Origin of the sequence: Nostoc sp., from assembly GCF_036917935.1 — a bacterium.
Taxonomy (GTDB): Bacteria; Cyanobacteriota; Cyanobacteriia; order Cyanobacteriales; family Nostocaceae; genus Nostoc.
On sequence record NZ_JBALEL010000037.1, the window covers coordinates 135,978 to 152,853 of the forward strand.

The 16,876-nt window shown below is 42.1% G+C and carries 11 protein-coding genes; 5 read left to right on the forward strand and 6 right to left on the reverse strand.

Features of this window, described 5'->3' with window-relative positions:
• Positions 1-9 precede the first annotated feature (9 nt).
• The 4 genes from nifH to V7K62_RS15735 form a co-directional block, all read right to left on the reverse strand.
• The gene (gene nifH / locus V7K62_RS15715) at positions 10-900 is read right to left on the reverse strand and encodes a nitrogenase iron protein (protein ID WP_334865453.1); all 891 of its coding nucleotides are present in this window, start codon (positions 898-900) and stop codon (positions 10-12) included.
• Positions 901-2,492: 1,592 nt separating this feature from the next.
• Positions 2,493-2,933: a hypothetical protein gene (locus V7K62_RS15720; RefSeq protein WP_334865455.1), complete on the reverse strand. Its 441-nt coding sequence runs from the start codon at positions 2,931-2,933 to the stop codon at positions 2,493-2,495.
• Positions 2,934-3,357: 424 nt separating this feature from the next.
• Positions 3,358-4,005, reverse strand: coding sequence for a pentapeptide repeat-containing protein (locus tag V7K62_RS15730; protein WP_292761573.1), 648 nt, complete (start codon positions 4,003-4,005; stop codon positions 3,358-3,360).
• A 198-nt stretch (positions 4,006-4,203) separates the two neighbouring features.
• A complete protein-coding gene (locus V7K62_RS15735) occupies positions 4,204-4,698 on the reverse strand; it encodes a hypothetical protein (RefSeq protein WP_334865458.1) in 495 nt (164 codons plus the stop codon).
• A 768-nt stretch (positions 4,699-5,466) separates the two neighbouring features.
• On the opposite strand from V7K62_RS15735, the gene aroF reads away from it, so the two are divergent.
• Both aroF and V7K62_RS15745 read left to right on the forward strand, forming a co-directional pair.
• The gene (gene aroF / locus V7K62_RS15740; protein ID WP_334865460.1) at positions 5,467-6,339 is read left to right on the forward strand and encodes a 3-deoxy-7-phosphoheptulonate synthase; all 873 of its coding nucleotides are present in this window, start codon (positions 5,467-5,469) and stop codon (positions 6,337-6,339) included.
• A gap of 404 nt (positions 6,340-6,743) precedes the next feature.
• A complete protein-coding gene (locus V7K62_RS15745) occupies positions 6,744-7,058 on the forward strand; it encodes a hypothetical protein (protein ID WP_334865462.1) in 315 nt (104 codons plus the stop codon).
• Between the two features lie 351 nt (positions 7,059-7,409).
• Here the strand turns inward: V7K62_RS15745 and V7K62_RS15750 are convergent, their stop codons facing one another.
• Together V7K62_RS15750 and V7K62_RS15755 are read right to left on the reverse strand one after the other, a co-directional pair.
• Positions 7,410-8,336: a phosphodiester glycosidase family protein gene (locus tag V7K62_RS15750; RefSeq protein WP_334865464.1), complete on the reverse strand. Its 927-nt coding sequence runs from the start codon at positions 8,334-8,336 to the stop codon at positions 7,410-7,412.
• Positions 8,337-8,421: 85 nt separating this feature from the next.
• Positions 8,422-9,681, reverse strand: coding sequence for a DUF4912 domain-containing protein (locus V7K62_RS15755; protein ID WP_334865466.1), 1,260 nt, complete (start codon positions 9,679-9,681; stop codon positions 8,422-8,424).
• Positions 9,682-10,064: 383 nt separating this feature from the next.
• On the opposite strand from V7K62_RS15755, the gene V7K62_RS15760 reads away from it, so the two are divergent.
• The 3 genes from V7K62_RS15760 to V7K62_RS15770 all read left to right on the forward strand — a co-directional run bounded on the left by V7K62_RS15760 (position 10,065) and on the right by V7K62_RS15770 (position 16,366).
• On the forward strand, positions 10,065-10,208 hold the full coding sequence (locus V7K62_RS15760; RefSeq protein ID WP_334865468.1) for a hypothetical protein: 144 nt from the start codon (positions 10,065-10,067) through the stop codon (positions 10,206-10,208).
• 74 nt (positions 10,209-10,282) lie between these two features.
• The gene (locus V7K62_RS15765; RefSeq protein WP_334865470.1) at positions 10,283-10,480 is read left to right on the forward strand and encodes a hypothetical protein; all 198 of its coding nucleotides are present in this window, start codon (positions 10,283-10,285) and stop codon (positions 10,478-10,480) included.
• A 507-nt stretch (positions 10,481-10,987) separates the two neighbouring features.
• Positions 10,988-16,366, forward strand: coding sequence for a translocation/assembly module TamB domain-containing protein (locus V7K62_RS15770; RefSeq protein ID WP_334865472.1), 5,379 nt, complete (start codon positions 10,988-10,990; stop codon positions 16,364-16,366).
• Positions 16,367-16,876 lie beyond the last annotated feature (510 nt).

A 16,876-nucleotide genomic window follows, 5' to 3' on the forward strand; every position in this document is an offset into this window, starting at 1 on the left:
AGCAATACTTTAAACAGGTGCTTGAGTAGCAGTTTTGCCAATCAGCATCGCAGCATTTTCCTCGCTTTCAAGAATACCAAATTCAATCAACAAATCTTCTAACTCTTCCATCTCAATCGGGGTGGGGATAGTAAGATTCTTGTTGTCAATAATCTTTTGAGCCAATGTCCGATATTCGTTACTTTGAGTGCTGTCAGGTGCGTACTCATTAACAGTCATCCGGCGCAATTCTGCGTGTTGAACAATGTTGTCACGAGGTACATAGTGAATCATTTGGGTGTTCAAACGTTTTGCCAAGGTTTCGATTAAATCGATTTCCCGGTCAACGTTACGGCTGTTACAAATCAAACCACCCAAACGCACGCCGCCTGTGTGAGCATATTTGAGGACACCACGAGCAATGTTGTTAGCTGCATACATTGCCATCATTTCACCAGAGGTAACGATGTAGATTTCTTGTGCCTTACCTTCACGGATAGGCATAGCGAAACCACCACACACAACGTCACCCAAAACGTCGTAACTTACAAAATCAACATCTTTGTAAGCACCGTTTTCTTCTAAGAAGTTGATAGCGGTGATAATACCACGACCAGCGCAACCCACACCAGGTTCAGGGCCACCAGACTCCACACAACGTACATCCCGGAAACCGGTCAGCATTACTTCTTCGAGTTCAATATCTTCTACAGCACCGCGTTCAGCAGCCAATTGCAGAACACTTGTTTGAGCTTTACTGTGTAGCATCAAACGGGTAGAGTCAGCTTTAGGGTCGCAACCAACAATCAGAATGCGTTGACCCATTTCAGCCATAGCTGCTAGGGTGTTTTGAGAAGTGGTAGATTTACCAATACCGCCTTTACCATAGAAAGCTATTTGTCTAATCTTTGGGTCAGTCATGGTTGTGTTTCCTACAATAATTTAATTGATGAGTCAGAAGCTTGATGTGAAATATTCACCCTTGGCGCTGTAGGGAAGTAGAGCCTGTTGGCGTATATGCGTAGCAACTTATCGCTAGGCATCGCACCCTGACAAAACAGTTAAAATCAGCAGATATTTACCCACGAAGTGATGGCTTAAGAGATAGAGAAATCTCTATTTCCTAATCACAAACCCTTTGAAACTATGACTTCAGCATTATCAGCTGTTGTAACGAATCCCAAATGGTTGCTCAAGCCTCAAGAGTGGTTGCAGCAGGAATTCAAATGAACGCAGATTTGTTCCTTGAACCACACAACCAACCAACTTGCAATCCACTCTTAAATGGTCGCTACAACTTTTCTGATTTTGCTAATGTCAAGTCACCAAGAACATCTATAGCGCTTCTCGTTTCGTGATTGATGCAGCAAGATAAATTCCAGCCTAAAAGTGGTAGCTACAAGTCCAGTAATATAATACTTGCACAGGCAACCCCTGATACTCTGGCTTAGACAATATCTTGGTGACTTTTGACAGTATGGTTAAATTCCTGGAAATTATGGAACGATACCATTCTGCTTGAAGTTTTCGTTCCAAAAGTCAGTAACTGCTTCAACTTAGTTCGCGGTTGAAAATGTTTACTCCCGCAATACTAAGTTAGTAAATATTCTGTATTCCTATTGATTTGTCAGGCTGTACTAAGAGTCTTTATTCCCAGACTCCAAGAGTAATTGCCTTTAGCGGGTAATGCTCTAGCTAGGTTAGCCAACTCTTATTGGCTCATACCCAGATAAATTTTGATTGACTTCAAGTTGTTACAAAGGCTACTATCCTACTCAATCTAGTTTTAGATTTTCGTTAAAAAAAGATGTAGCTAATTGAAGTAGACTTACCAGAGCAAAAAAACTTTATTGAGCTTGCCTCAAACTTGTCTTGAAGTCTTTTTGTGTTTTTACTTGTTTGATTCCTATAAAAACCATAACATACATCTCACTAATTAATTTGCCGAATCTCAAATTATTTATTTATTTAATAGAACATTATCCTTAGAACCTTTAATAGTCATAAGTTACACACTCACAAATTGCTAGTTAGTAAAATTATTTATCATAGCCAATATGTGCAGTTAGATACTTTTGGGTATTTGATAAAAGTATTTAAAACTAATGTTTTGCGACAAAAACAGAATTTCTGATTTTTGCAGTCAAGAAAGTAGATTAAATAACTCACAAAATTTCACACAGTAATAAGTAGAGAGGCTTTAAAACCCCCCTTCCCGCACTTCGTGCCGCTGCGCGAATGTAGGGAAGGGGGGAAGGGGGGTTAGAGGATGTTTGAAAAGTATTTCCCCGTGATTTTAGACACTTAGCGATCCCCCCTAACCCCCCTTTTTAAGGGGGGTACCGGAATTAAAGTCCCCCAATTTATCGGGGGATTTAGGGGGATCTAGAACGTTTTGATACCTACAATAGGACTTTTCAAACATCCTCTTAGGTCTGCGTCCAAATTTGTGGTCTCTAAATCTTTTCCGGAGATGTCTATTAGGAAACGCTATATAATAACTCCTACTTTCTTCAAATAGCTCTTTGCCGCAGATGTCGCCCATCAAACCCTTGCTTAATCCAACTCAGACATTCATATTCGGATTTGAATAACTTTGGCGCTGCAATATTATTCAATAACTCTGGTGGGTAATGGTCATAAAAATATTTGTCTCCTTCTTGAAAGATGATAATCAAATTGTTCCGATAAATGTAGCGAGACTTAAAACTATCCCCCCGATGAACAAACTCGGAATTTTGATCGATATGCTCTTTAGCAATATCAATGATGTTACTAACGCCACTTCCATAGATTCCTGCTGGATTTTCTGCTTTATGAAATTGGCTTCTGTTACCACTTTCAGATAGCAATTTATACGAACAAATCTCGTAATTATCCGCCTTGCCAAAAACAAATGGAATAATGAGATATCCTTTATATGAGACTGAACTTTCATAAAGAAGACGACTCATCTCAACCTCCTTTGGTGGAACTGCTCTTAAAAAATTCGCTTTAACAGAAAAATCTTACAACACCAATTATCTACTAAATACGATCACCATAAACTGAGTTGATTGGGGGGATGCTCAAGGTTATTCCAAGGTAGGGGTGGAATTGGTGTACCACTCTGTTCCAATAGCTGTTGGGGGCTGTGCAGATACAAGAACCCCACCCCCAACCCCCTCCCCGCTCTTCGAGAGGGGGGTAAGGATGTACTTCATTTAGATGCAAAATGCTGTATAGCAGTTTTCAATTGCATGAAATACAGACTACTCGTAGGGGCAGCATTGCTGTACCCTTGCATCCAAACGAGAACTGCCATATTGCTTTCTCAATATGCCTGTTTGCTTTTTTATTTGAGTAATTTATCCACTCTGTGTCATAGCACAACCTCAATTATTGATAAATTGAACCATCAGGCATAATTGCCCCTGCTAAGTTAGTACCAACTAGTTTAACCAGAAGACGTTCACCAGAACGAATCCGCGCTCCCGTCAAGTCGGCTCCTCGCAAGTCGGCCCCACTGAGATCCGCTCCAATCAAATTAGCAGCGCGTAAATTCGCCTCCCTGAGATCGGCTAAAAGTAGATTTGCCCGAAATAAATTTGCTTCAGATAAATTTGCACCTCTGAGGTTGACTTTGTGCATAAAAGTATCACTGAGATTAGCACCACTCAAATTGGCATAACTCAGATTTCTGCCAGATAAGTCTTTATTGCTCAAATTTGCCCGACTGTAGTCTTTGCCACTCAAGTCTGAGTTTTGCTTTGGTGGTTTCTGGGTTGTTTGAGATGGTTTTTCTTTTTGAGGTGACGGTGAGTTATGTGTGGTTTGATGTTTGGTTTTTAGAGAGCGCAACTTTTCACGAGCTTCATTTATGGCTTTCAGCTTGTCTTGTGCTTTCTGCTGTAAACGGAGATTGTCTTTAGGAATGCGATCGGGATGCCAAACAAAGACTAAATCTTTGTAAGCCTGGTTCACTTCTTCAAGTGTTGCCCCAGGCTCTAATTCCAAAACTCTATAGTACTGCTCCAGATCGCTCATACGATATTTTGGTGGACAATCAACTTAATTATCAGTGATGGAGTCATGTATCCGCTGCATGATTTGTTATTGATTATGGGGTATTGGGTATTGGGGACTGGGTATTAGGGACTGGGTATTAAGTAAAGTAAGAGTTGTTTTCCATTCCCTAGTCCCTAGTCCCTAGTCCCCAGCCCCCAGTCCCTAGCCTCCAGTCCCTCATCTCCCCATCTCTCCATTTCTCCATCGTGCGATCGCTCTCAAATATGCTGCAACTGGAATCTGATAGACTTCAATAAAAATCCAAACAATAATTGATAAATGTGATAACAAGGTTAATATTGTCCAAATATATGGCATCCAGGTAATGGGTTCCTTGAGATTAGCAGGAAAATAGTAAGCTACTATGCCAATTAGAGTAGTGGGAAGAATTACAAAAACTGCTGCTGCTAGTCCATAACCCCAACCTAATTCCACACCTTCCAACTGGCCTTCTGTCCAACTAAACCCATTCCAACGCCAAGTTAAGGGTGGTTGTCTAGAAGGCATCTTGATTTGCTGTAGTTCTAAGTTGACTGTAAAAATCTCTTGGCAAAAGTCACAAGCCATAGCTTCCATCAATGGCATGTGAGAAATCTTACCTATTCGACAGACTGGGCAGGGGTAAGCTCCATAATAGTCGAAAGATTGGGTTAAGATTTTGGAACTGGGCATAATGAGACTGATGATCCTAAAAAGTTGATCTGGTCAATGAGGACTTGGGTAAGAATAATGTATGGCGATTATCAATTCTCTGCAATAAGCTCTCGCAAGATGAGGTCATAAGTCAGAAGAATTATATATTTTAACTTCTCAATCCTGGCTTTTTAAACTTCTGAGGGTATAGAACTATTGTGATATCTAATCACAAGCCGCTTTCTTCGGCTACCCAAACAAGCAACTAGTACAATCAGACAGAACAGGGTGTGATTTTGAATTGTGCAAAGCGTTACTAGTCTTAATCCCCACAGTTTTACTGAGTCTATCGCTTTTTTATAGTTTGTGGAGGTCTTGACACCGCCTAATCTTCCTGCTATGTTACCCTATATATGTATGTTTCTTAAGTTTTCCAGCAAAAGCCCTGCAAATGCTTAACACAAATTCCTACTTTTATTTTTGGTTTAGGGTGGTTCACCGGGGGTGAATTGAGTTTCCTAATGGAAACCGCCCGGTGAACCGCAGAGCAAACTCTGCGGTTTTTGTTTTTTTCAGGATAATTTCATCGTCATGACTTATTTAAGTAGCTGGTTTTATGGTTTTTACTTTTGGCCCAGAATAAATTCCGGGTAAATAGCGTCATGCCAATGAATCAGAACGCGCCCGGAACTCTTAAAGGTTTCGGGCTTTTTTGTTGTTATTGGGGACTAGAAAACAACTCTTATCTTAATCCCCAATACCTAATCCCCAATCCCCAACACTTAATTTTTTCAGGAGAATATAAGCATGATTAATGCCAAACTTGCCGCACAATCTCATCCTAACCACCAAACAATCGTTAAACTTTCAGAAAAAGTCGCTTTCGGCGGTGAAGAACTGGTAATTATCGGCGGGCCCTGCACCGTTGAAAGCTTAGAACAAATGGAGATAGTCGCCCAAAAGCTATCTACTGCATCAGTACAGGGGTTGCGTGGCGGTGTCTACAAACCCCGCACATCTCCCTACGCTTTCCAGGGTATGGGAGAGTCAGGATTAGAGATTTTAGCAAGGGTGCGATCGCATTACAATATGCCAGTTGTCACGGAGGTGATGTCAATTTCCCAAATCGAAGTAGTCGCTGCCCACGCTGATATGCTTCAGGTTGGTAGCCGCAATATGCAAAACTTTGATTTGCTCAAAGCTTTGGGACAAGCTGGTAAACCAATACTACTCAAACGTGGTTTAGCAGCGACTATTGAAGAATTTGTCATGGCTGCTGAATATATTCTCAGCCACGGGAATCCTGATGTCGTGTTGTGCGAAAGAGGTATCCGCAGTTTCGATGATTACACCCGTAACGTCCTAGATTTAGGGGCAGTGGCAGCACTTAAGCAAATAACTCACTTGCCTGTGATTGTAGATCCTTCTCATGCTGTCGGTAAACGGGAGTTGGTGGCACCTGTGGCTAGGGCTGCGATCGCTTGCGGTGCAGATGGATTAATTATTGAATGTCACCCAGAACCAGAAAAATCCGTTTCTGATGCCCGTCAAGCACTTTCTTTAGAAGATATGGTGCATTTAGTTAATAGTTTAAAACCTGTAGCAACAGCCGTTGGGCGCAGTATATCAGAAGCGATCGGGGCGGGTTTGTCACCTGCCCCGATTTTTTGGGCTGCTTAAATTTCAGCAAAGGGCGTAGTTTACCGCCATAGGCGATCGCTTGAATGTCTCAGTCAAAAGATTTATTTTGGCTTCAGGGCAAATTGCGATGCCTACGGCGGTAAACTACGCTTTCGTAAAATAAATTTGTTGCTTAAGCTATTCCATTTGTTCTCAAACAATTTTTGCAACACAATCTTCTATATATAAATCTAAATTATCGTTTTAACAAACAAGACTATTTGATTTTATTCCACAAGTCGTTTTATCCTGAAATCAGTAGAGATTTTAACTTTTGCTAAATTGCCCAAATGAAGTTTTAGTATACCGAATCTTTCAACTTTGAGAACCCAAAGAAGGACAATAGCTAAATGCTAGAGCAGCAGATTGATTGCCCCATCAGACCTAAGACAAGTGCAATGATCATGAAACTTTTTCAAATCACTCTAGTCGTCTTAGTACTTTTGATCAACTTAGCAGTTGCTTTCCCCTCTTGGGGAGAAAGTACGCTTTCTTTAACTAGCAATCCTAGCTACTTTGAAGTTGGGCAAAAAGTCATTTGGCTTTACAAGTCCCGCGCGGATTCTAGCGATGTCCAAAGAATTCCCGCCGAAATAGTCAAGTTAAGTTCCAAGCAAGTGCAAATCAAGGTGTCCAAACATAACAACGAATTTGTCAATCGTTGGGTGAATCCAAACAAGCTTGAGAATTCGCCAAAAGTTAAAAAGTCAGTACTCTAGAATTTCGCCAGATGGAATTAAATCTAGTCCTAGCTAAGTACAAAACTATTTATATCATGTTCGGTTGATTACTTATTAAACCCAAAAAACCCCACCCCGCCAAAGCTGGGCTTTGTCTTCCCTCCCCAAAGCATCGGGGAGGGGTACAATGACTATGGAATCATAACTATTTGACTCGTTCCCAGTCTCCGACTGGGAATGCATTCATTGAGTCTCTGACTCAATCTATAACTGGAGGCAGAGCCTCTAATCAGCCATTCCCATGCAGAGCATGGGAACGAGAAACAGGAAATTTACTTCCCTCCCCAATCCATCGGGGAGATGTCTAATGACTATGGAATCATAACTATTTTATTTTTTATAAATCAAAAAAACTGAACCAATGGGCCCAAGGTTTTCTACATAAGTTTTCTGGTTGTAATACAATCCTGGAGACATACCTCCATCAAATAAAATCCCTTCTTGAATATTACCTAAACAGTTATTGCTAGCAATACCTTCTAGGACATTATCAAACATATCTGGCAGTAACTCTTGATTAAGTTGAGATAATTCAATATTTGAATTAGCTTTCAAGTCATTAACTAATAAGATTACATAGCCTTGATTAGTGATAGCTGCCAGAGAGCGATTAGTCGCATTTTTACAGGCAAATTCTCCCAAATCTTGACAAATATCTTTAAAGTTACCCTGACGATAAAATCTGCCATTACCGCCCACTAAATTGTAATTGAGAATATCGTTTTTTCTTCTGCCAGCTTGGATAGTAGCCTGTCGCTGTTGGGGTGTACCTCCTGATATCCCAAAGGAAGAACGTTTATTTTTAAATGCTCCTGAATACTCTACGCCACGAGAAATATTTAAGCCTTGTGGCTTATCATCAGTATCTATATAGTCGGCATTAATTGCAGCAATGGGTAGCTGTCCATTTAATTTGGCATTCTCATCAGCGATGAGTTCATGAAACTGTTTTGCTACATATTCTTTACGCAGTTTTCCTCTACTATCTTTGGCGTAGAGTTTATGAGATAGACCAACATTAACTTTGAAATCTAATTCTGCTGATTTGGGATTAAAAATAATCACATTGTTAATACCTTTGGGATTTTTTTTACCTTGATTATTGGTTTTAAAAAAATCAATACTGAACTTGGCATCTTTGCCAGGGCAACTTTTAGATGCTTTTGGGACTAAATTTGCTTCAATCTTTTGACAACCTGATAATAAGCTTGCACTAATTATCAGGATAAATAACAAAAATAATTTTCTTGTAGACATAATAATACAAAAAAAACCGCTACAGAATTACTATAGCGGGGAATAATTTAAAATTTCAGTCTGGAGTTAATCTCAGAGCCAAAACTTAAGGGAACCATTCTACAACAGCTTCTTCTTTGGTGTTAGTATTCCGAGATGGTGTCTCACGATTAAATTTCATCTGAATTGACCGGGTTTGCTCACCATCAGCAGCTACAGCCAAAATCGGATAGTCAATTAAACCATCCTGGAAGGACATCTGGAAGCGGAATGTTCCATCTGGATTTAGCTGAATTGGGCGGCCGCCAATGGTTACGGTAGCATCGGGTTCGGTTGCACCGTAGACTATCAACTCAGCATCGGCAATTAACCAGAACTGGCGCGGACGCACTGGTACGGCGGAAGCCGAGAAGCCAACACCTGACATTCCTGCACCGGAAGCGGTTAAGCCCGATACGGTGGGAACTGCCCACAGACCCACACCAGAGGGGAAAATGTAAGAGCTAATGGCTTGTTCAGGACGCGCTGAAGCTTGTTGAGAGCCAAAGATAGAACCAGCAACCCGTAGTACTTCGGCAGATTCTGCTAAACCAAATATTTCGTCGTAGATGGGGTTGCTGTTGCCATTTACGGCATTAACAGTATTACCATTGGCGGTAGCCGCAACCTTCTTGGCAGGGGGAACTAATTCGTACTGTGTCTGTCCACGCAAATCTTCTTCAAAGTTGACTGTGATGAAGACATCCTCAATCCAGTCTGAAGGATAGACGGGAGGAATGTGTACTTTAGTAGAACGAGCTAGTACTAACCAGCGACCATCACTAGCACGATAGCCGATATCGATCACATAATCGCGATCGCTAACTGGAACTGGTAGATACCATTCTCTAGCTAGTTCATCAGCAGGATATTCTTGAATACTATGGGGGCTTTGGTATTCGATATCGATGTTGGTGACATCATAAATCCGTAGTGCGAGTTGTTGTCCCCCTTGCCGACGCAGTTCTTCTTTGTGTTCATTGGGAACATCCCAGTAAGTGTAAGCCCACTGAGGATCGCGCGGTAAAAGTACAATCCGGCTATCACCATAGCCAGAGGGCAAATCTGCCAGTCCTTCATCAACATCAGCCAAAGATCCGCCAGTCCGATCTTCCTGACCTAATTCAAACTTTGCAGCTTCCACGGTTTCTTGTGCCTCCAATGAACGAGATGGACTGAGTAAGTTTTTGCTCCGATGAACTTCTTGTATTGATGCGAGCAGTTGTGATTTACGCATTCGGCTATAGCGAGAGATGCTATATTCGCTAGCAACTTTGCGTAGTTGGCGTAAGGTCATCTCCTCTAGTGGCGGGCGTTCTTTTGCCATTAATTTGGCCTCCAGTAGTTTAAGCGGTAAATGATTTCCCCTGGTTAAAGAATGCAAATATGTAAAATGTCATCCATTCCAGATGAATTTCTTATCCTGACTCCTGGTTTTGCCCAGTTTTTAAGTTTTTTAATCTGTTTTTAATTTCAAGTAACATCCTGTGAATTCCTTGTAATGCCAAAATCAGCATTTCTTTGGGATCGGAGGATTTCTATTTCTTAAGTCAATATTAACCACTAAGCATATCTAGGGATCAAGGGGTAAGAGGTAGGTTTTTTGGCTATTTGACGAATTTATCAGCCCTTCTGGGATCTAATTGTCAGGTTTTCATAACATTACGAGCTATTTAGATCATTGAGTAATGGTCACAATATCAGTTTTTGATGACATTAGATTCTGGGTTAGTCAAAAACCATAATCCACAAATGATCGCAAAGGCTAAACGTGGGGCAAACTTAGTTAAGCAAGTATTAGATTTTACTTGCGGGCTGGTTGAGCGATCGCCTTTCTTACCCACAGCTAGGTGAAATTAAGTCCCAAGATAGTGTGTACCCCACCAGAGAAGAACTTAAGCTTGGCGTATAAGTTTAGGGAAATAGTTATGAATAAGGAAACAGTTCCTAGTCAAGCTGAAAAGTCTAATCCAGAAGGTGATCCATCACAATTAAGTCCAGAGGTACTGGACAAAATCAAACACCCTGCGAGAATAGACGATGTGATTCGAGAGCAATCACCAGAAGAACGTAAAAGTAACCCAGCTTTAGTACCAGAAATGATTGATGATCCAACTGATGATTGATTGGGTTTGCAAAAGAGGAATCGAAAAGCTTCAGATTCTCGACTTTTTAGAGAAGTCGGGAATCTTATTAATAATCTGTTGCTATTCAAGATTATGTAGTTCTTCTTGATATATTTTCGGCGTGTTGATGTTTAATAGCACAGCCGGAGTCTCAAATTTAACTTGATGAATTACTGAATAAAATTATTTGATAATTTGGGGTAAACTTAAGCTTGATTCACCGATCTTTTGTACGTGCGTTCACGTAGTGTGTCGTAGAGATTCGCATGTTGTTAATCGGGGATATAAATCCAGTTTCAGGAATTACGCAAAATTATAAAATAACATAGACGCATTGGCGGTGCGTCTTATTGGCGCGGCGTCTCTTAGAGAATAGAAGCAACTTGCCGCAAAGTTCTTGCGTAAGTCCTGATATTGTGAAACCATAGCTTGTGACTCACTGATACAACTGCAACTAACCTGTCTCTCGCCTCACTCCAGAAAAAAGTACTGGTATTAGTAACAATCATGACGCGATCGCCAAATTCAGGAAACAATCAGGAACCATCTAATCGTCGTCTGTGGCTCCTGCTTTTAGGACGTACCAGTTTGGCTCTAGGTGGGGTTTTGCTGGTTGGGATTATAGTTGGTGCTTGGTGGGCTAGAAGCTATGTATACAAAGATTTAGCACCGTTAGTACAGCAAAATCTTGAGCAATTGCTGGGGCGTCCAGTAAAAGTTGGGAAAGTTGAACGTTTTTCGCTTTCTAGTCTGAGATTTAGCTCTCTATCGATACCAGCAACTCCCAATGATCGAGATCAGGTGGTAGCAAAAGCTTTAGAGGTGCAGTTCTCGCCGTTGCAACTCCTCCTGAGCCGAAAATTGGTATTAAATGTCACATTAGTTCAGCCCAATGTCTACATTCAAGAGGATAAAGATGCTCGTTGGGTGACAGCCCAAGTTAAGGCTGGCGAGGGGCAAGGCTTTATTCAAACTGAGTTGCAGACGCTTCAAATTCAAGATGGCGATGTCGAGTTGATGCCATTCGCTGCACCAACTAAACCGAAAGGCTCAGTAATATTAAATCAAGTTGGTGGTGTTGCCCGATTTTCCGATCAAAATCAAAGGATCGGTTATGACATCAATGCTCAACTTACTAGGGGAGGCGCTGTTAAAATCGTTGGCGAAACCCAACTAAAAGCTCAACAAACTAACCTCCAACTGCAAGCAGAAAATTTACAAGCATCTGATATCACTCGATTAATTCAGTTACCGATCGCTCTGCAAGCAGGGTATTTAAATGCTGACTTAGGGGTTCAGATTCCAGCCAAACTGTCAGAGATCGCGATTACGGGAACAGCTACAGCTAATCAAGTCACTGCTAAAATTCCAAATATTCCTCAGCCGATTTCTAATTTTAATGGGAAATTTATATTTCAGGGTCAGACAGTTACTTTAGATAATCTGAGTACGAACTTTGGCAAAGTTCCCATTCTGGCGAATGGAACAATTAATACCCAAACAGGTTTTAATGTCTCTGCTCAGATCAAACCAGTTAGTGCGAAAAATATCTTAGATACCCTAAAAGTAAATTCGTCAGTCCCAGCTAGTGGCGAAATTCAAGCAAATATTAAAATACTAGGCGCACTTCGGCAACCAGTCGTCAGCGGTACGGTAAGCAACACCAAACCGATTCAAATTGACCGCGTTCAATTTAAAACCATCAACACTGATTTCCGCTTGAATGCATCTCAAACTGCGTCTCAACTTACTGTCTCCAATCTGAAAATAGTCCCCGCAGCTGGTGGTCAAATTACAGGCGGTGGTGAAGCTAATCTAGGAACCAAAGATGGGGTAATATTTAATGCTCAAGCCGATGGGATATCAGGAGATATACTAGCACGAAGTTATGGCGTTACTCTACCGATCGCAGTGGGTAATATTTCAGCAAAAGCCCAAATTTCTGGCTCACTCAGCAAACAGCCCTTGAAACTTGATGTTTCCAATGTTCAAGTAACGCCGCCCGCCGGGGGAAAAATCACAGCTAATGGTCAAATTCAACTGGCTCCCCAAGGTCAGGTAGGCGTAAATATTCAAGCTCAAGGTATCCCAGGAAATGCGATCGCTCTAGGTTACGGTATTTCAACTCCAATTAATGTTGGTGGTATATCTGCGAACGCTAAAGTTTCTGGTTCTCTGGGTACACCGTTAAACGTCAATATTGTTCGCGTTCAAGCAAATCCAGAGGTGGGAGGGCAAGTTACAGCTAGCGGTCAAGTTCAGCTTGCACCCCAAGGTAGGGTAGCGTTGAATGTGCAAGCACAAAATTTACCAGGGGATGCGATCGCCCGAGCCTACAATTCCTCACCCTCGATCACCATTGGGAATGTTTCAGCAAATGCGGATATTTCCGGCACTCTGAGTAATCTGCAAACAGTCGCGCGGGTGCAAGCACCTACAGCTACCTATCCCACTACCGGACGAGTTGTTGTTGCCAAACAGGGAGAGAATATCATCTTTCCCGATGCGGTTTTGAATGTCGCAGGTGGGACAATCACAGCTCAAGGTCAACTTGCACAACAACGCTGGCAAGGAGTTGTCAAAACTTCTCAAATTCAACTCAACCGTTTTTCACCACAACTGCGAGGACGGCTGAATAGCAATATTCAGTTAGCAGGGACAACACAATCTTTCCAGCTTGCGGATATTCGCGCCAGAGGACAAATCCGCCTTTCCCAAGGGGTAGCGATACTGGCAAAACCGCTCACGGCTGAATTTAAGTGGGATGGACAGCAGATTATAGTTGAAAACGCAAGTACCCCAGGATTGAGTGCTAATGGTGCGATCGCTATTCAGTCTCCACCAAATGTAGCACCCCAAATTGCCGGATTTAATTTAAATGTACTGGCGCAGAATTTCAACTTACAAAATACTGGCTTTAAAGTTCCTGGTGACGTAGCAATAGCAGGGTTAGTAGATTTTAAGGGTCAAGTTACAGGCACTCCAGATGTTCCGCAAGCTAATGGCAATATCCGGCTGCGAAATTTCAATGTGAGTAACTTGGCATTTGACCCACTTTTAACCGGAAACGTGAATTTTCAAGGGGGACAAGGGGCAAGTCTGCGATTAGCTGGGAAGCAAGATCGGATTGCGCTTAATTTAGGTGCAGATTATCGTCCAACTTCATTTTTAGTTAAGCGCGATGAGGCAGTTACCACAGGTAGAACTGAGGGAGAGAACTTGCTCATCAACGCCCAACAGTTTCCCATCGCTCTGATTGGCGGCTTTTTACCTAACAATCAATTGAAACCTCTGGGGGGGCAATTATCGGGTAATTTAGTTGTCAATCTGAATAATTATGCCATTGCGGGAGATATTGCGATCGCAGGGCCTCGTGTTGCCAGAGTTGCAGCAGATGAATTTCGCGCTACGATCAATTATGCTGATGGTACTGCTAGCTTGGCTAATGGTCAATTGCGGATTGGCGATAGCAACATCGCCCTCAGTGGCAATGTGCAAACAGGAAATGACCCACAATTTCAATTCCAAGCTAATTTTGCCCAAGCCAAAATCCAGAGACTTTTACAAGCGTTTAATATCTTCGACTTTCAAGACCTTAGTACCGGGTTGCAGCCTCCGACTTTAGCTGGTGCAGAAGCACTTCCAACTGAATCTATCAGCTTGCCGAATGCAGATTTGAAAACACAGTTAGCATATTTCTCGAATATTACAGCAGCGATGCCTACGGCGGGCTACGCCAACGCCAAAGAACAACAAGTAGAAACAAAAAAAACCCCATCTTTGCCCAGCCTTGCAGAATTAACGGGTGCTTTGAGCGGAGCAATTACAGCCAATGGCTCGTTAAAATCTGGGTTGAATGTTGGCTTTAATTTTCAAGGTGCTAATTGGCAATGGGGTGAATATTCCATAAATCAAGTCGTTGCTCAAGGCACTTTCGCCGATGGAATCGTCACACTTTCGCCCTTGAGTGTTGGGATAAATCAAGGATTGGTGGCGTTTTCAGGACAGTTAGGAACTGAGCAACTATCTGGAAAATTGAATGTAGCAAGTTTACCTTTATCACTTTTAGAGCCTTTTATCGAAAAATACCCCATAGATATCACTGGGAAAGTGAATGCTGATGCCACATTAGCAGGTAGTTTACAAGACCCTAGTGTGAAAGGAGCAGTGGCGCTGGCGGATGCGACTCTCAACAAACAACCTGTGCAAACAGGACAGGTGAACTTTGATTACAACAAAGCTCGCTTGAATTTTGATAGCACCTTGCTAGTGACAGGAACGCAGCCAGTGGCCATTACAGGTAGCGTACCTGCTCCTTTGCCTTTTGCCAAAGTGCAACCGGATAGCAATCAAATCAGCATCAATGCCAATGTCCAAAATGAAGGATTGGCACTGTTAAACCTGTTTACCAACAATCAAGTCGCTTGGGTAGACGGTCAAGGAAAAGTAGATTTAAACGTTCAAGGTACTTTAAAGGAACCAATTATCAACGGAAATGCCACACTTAATAATGCAACTTTTAGCGCTCAAGCTTTATCTAATCCGCTAACGAATGTCACAGGGACAGCACAATTTAATGGTAATACCGTAAATGTCCAAGGTATCCAAGGCACGTACAATAAAGGGCAAGTTATTGCATCAGGTATCCTGCCGATTTTTGATCCTCAGCAAGCCGCAGCGAATCCCCTGACAGTATCAATAGCAGACAAACTCAATTTTAAGCTTGCAGGACTGTATGAAGGCGGTGTCGGCGGCGATATCGTAATTCGCGGCACAGCGTTAAAACCTGTAATTGGTGGAGAGATTAAACTGAGTGATGGTCAGGTAATTATTGGCAACTCGACTACTACTAAAAAATCAGCAGCTACAGCAGAGGCTAATACTAACGTCATAAATCTAAATAGAGAAGAGGTTAACCCTAACGTCACAGCAGAAAATAGCGCTAACTCAGTAGCTACAGCAGACGCAAGCACTAGCGCCGCAACTCCACCCAATTTACCTGTAGAGCTTGCAGATTTAAAGTTGATTTTAGACAAAGATATTCGTGTTACAACTCAGTCCCTACTAAGCTTTGTACCAGGAGGAGCAGCATTAAGTCAGCCTTTATTGAGCTTTGACGCCAAAGGCGACTTGACCATTAATGGTACATTAGCCAAACCACTTCCTGAAGGAGTCATTCGTTTGACAGGAGGACGACTAAGCTTATTTTCGACTGAGTTTACCTTGGCGCGGGGCTATGAACAAACTGCGCGGTTTACTCCAAGTCTTGGACTTGACCCTACTTTGGATGTCCGACTGACTGCAATTGTACCGGAAGCATCAGCAAAAAACACTCAAACTTTGGAATCACCCTTGTCTTCTGAAGTCAGCGATGTTTCTGTAAACAACTTTGGGACTTTACGTAGCGTTAACGTTCAAGCTAGAGTGAGCGGGCCAGCTAGTAAATTGGGCGACAATCTAGAACTGACGAGTGAACCTAGCCGTAGTAAAGGAGAAATAGTTGCTTTGCTGGGTGGCTCAATTCTGGGTTCTTTCGGTCAAACAGATGCAGGCCAAGGGCTGACTAATTTCGCTAGTTCTACCATTTTAGGTAGTTTACAAGGAACTATCACTGCGATCGGACAAGCTGTTGGTTTCAGTGAATTTCGGATATTTCCTACTCCATCTACCAATGAAGCATCGAGAGCTTCAATTCTTAATTTATCAGCGGAAGGTGTGTTTGACATCAATAGAAATTTCTCTGCTTCTTTATCACGCGCTCTTTCTAGCAATGACTCTTTCCGTTACAATGTCCTCTACCGACTCAATGACGAAATTCTGATGCGAGGCTCAACTGATTTGGGGGATGAAAATCAATTCCAAGTTGAGTATGAAAGCCGATTTTAAATCAATACAGTTCAGTTAAGAGGATGTTTTAAAAGTATTTGGCTGTGATTTTAGGCACTTTGATCCCCCCTAACCCACGCCAGTCGCTCCACTTGGGGAGACCCCAAGACCGCGCTGGCTCCCCTTAAAAAGGGGGGCAACCTCTCTCAAAGTCCCCCAATTTATCGGGGGATTTAGGGGGATCTAAAATGTTTTGATACCGACAAGAGGACTTTTAAAACATCCTCTAAGCGTTTCTTTCTTCTCTTGCTTCTCCGTAGGAGTATGTGTCTACGACGTTAAAAAAATTTACTTTGACAAAAGACCTCTTGCAAAAGTCCCCTAACACCCCTCCCCGCTTGCGGGGAGGGGAGACTTTGACGTAAGTCAAAGGCGGGGTGGGGTTCTTTTTTTGATTTATGCAAGAAGTCTAAAGAGTTAAGGCTTAAGTTAAGCCTATTGCATTTTAGATGACTGCAATCGCATTGTTAGTCAAGAAACTTGTATATATTCATCAATTAGGCTATTCGG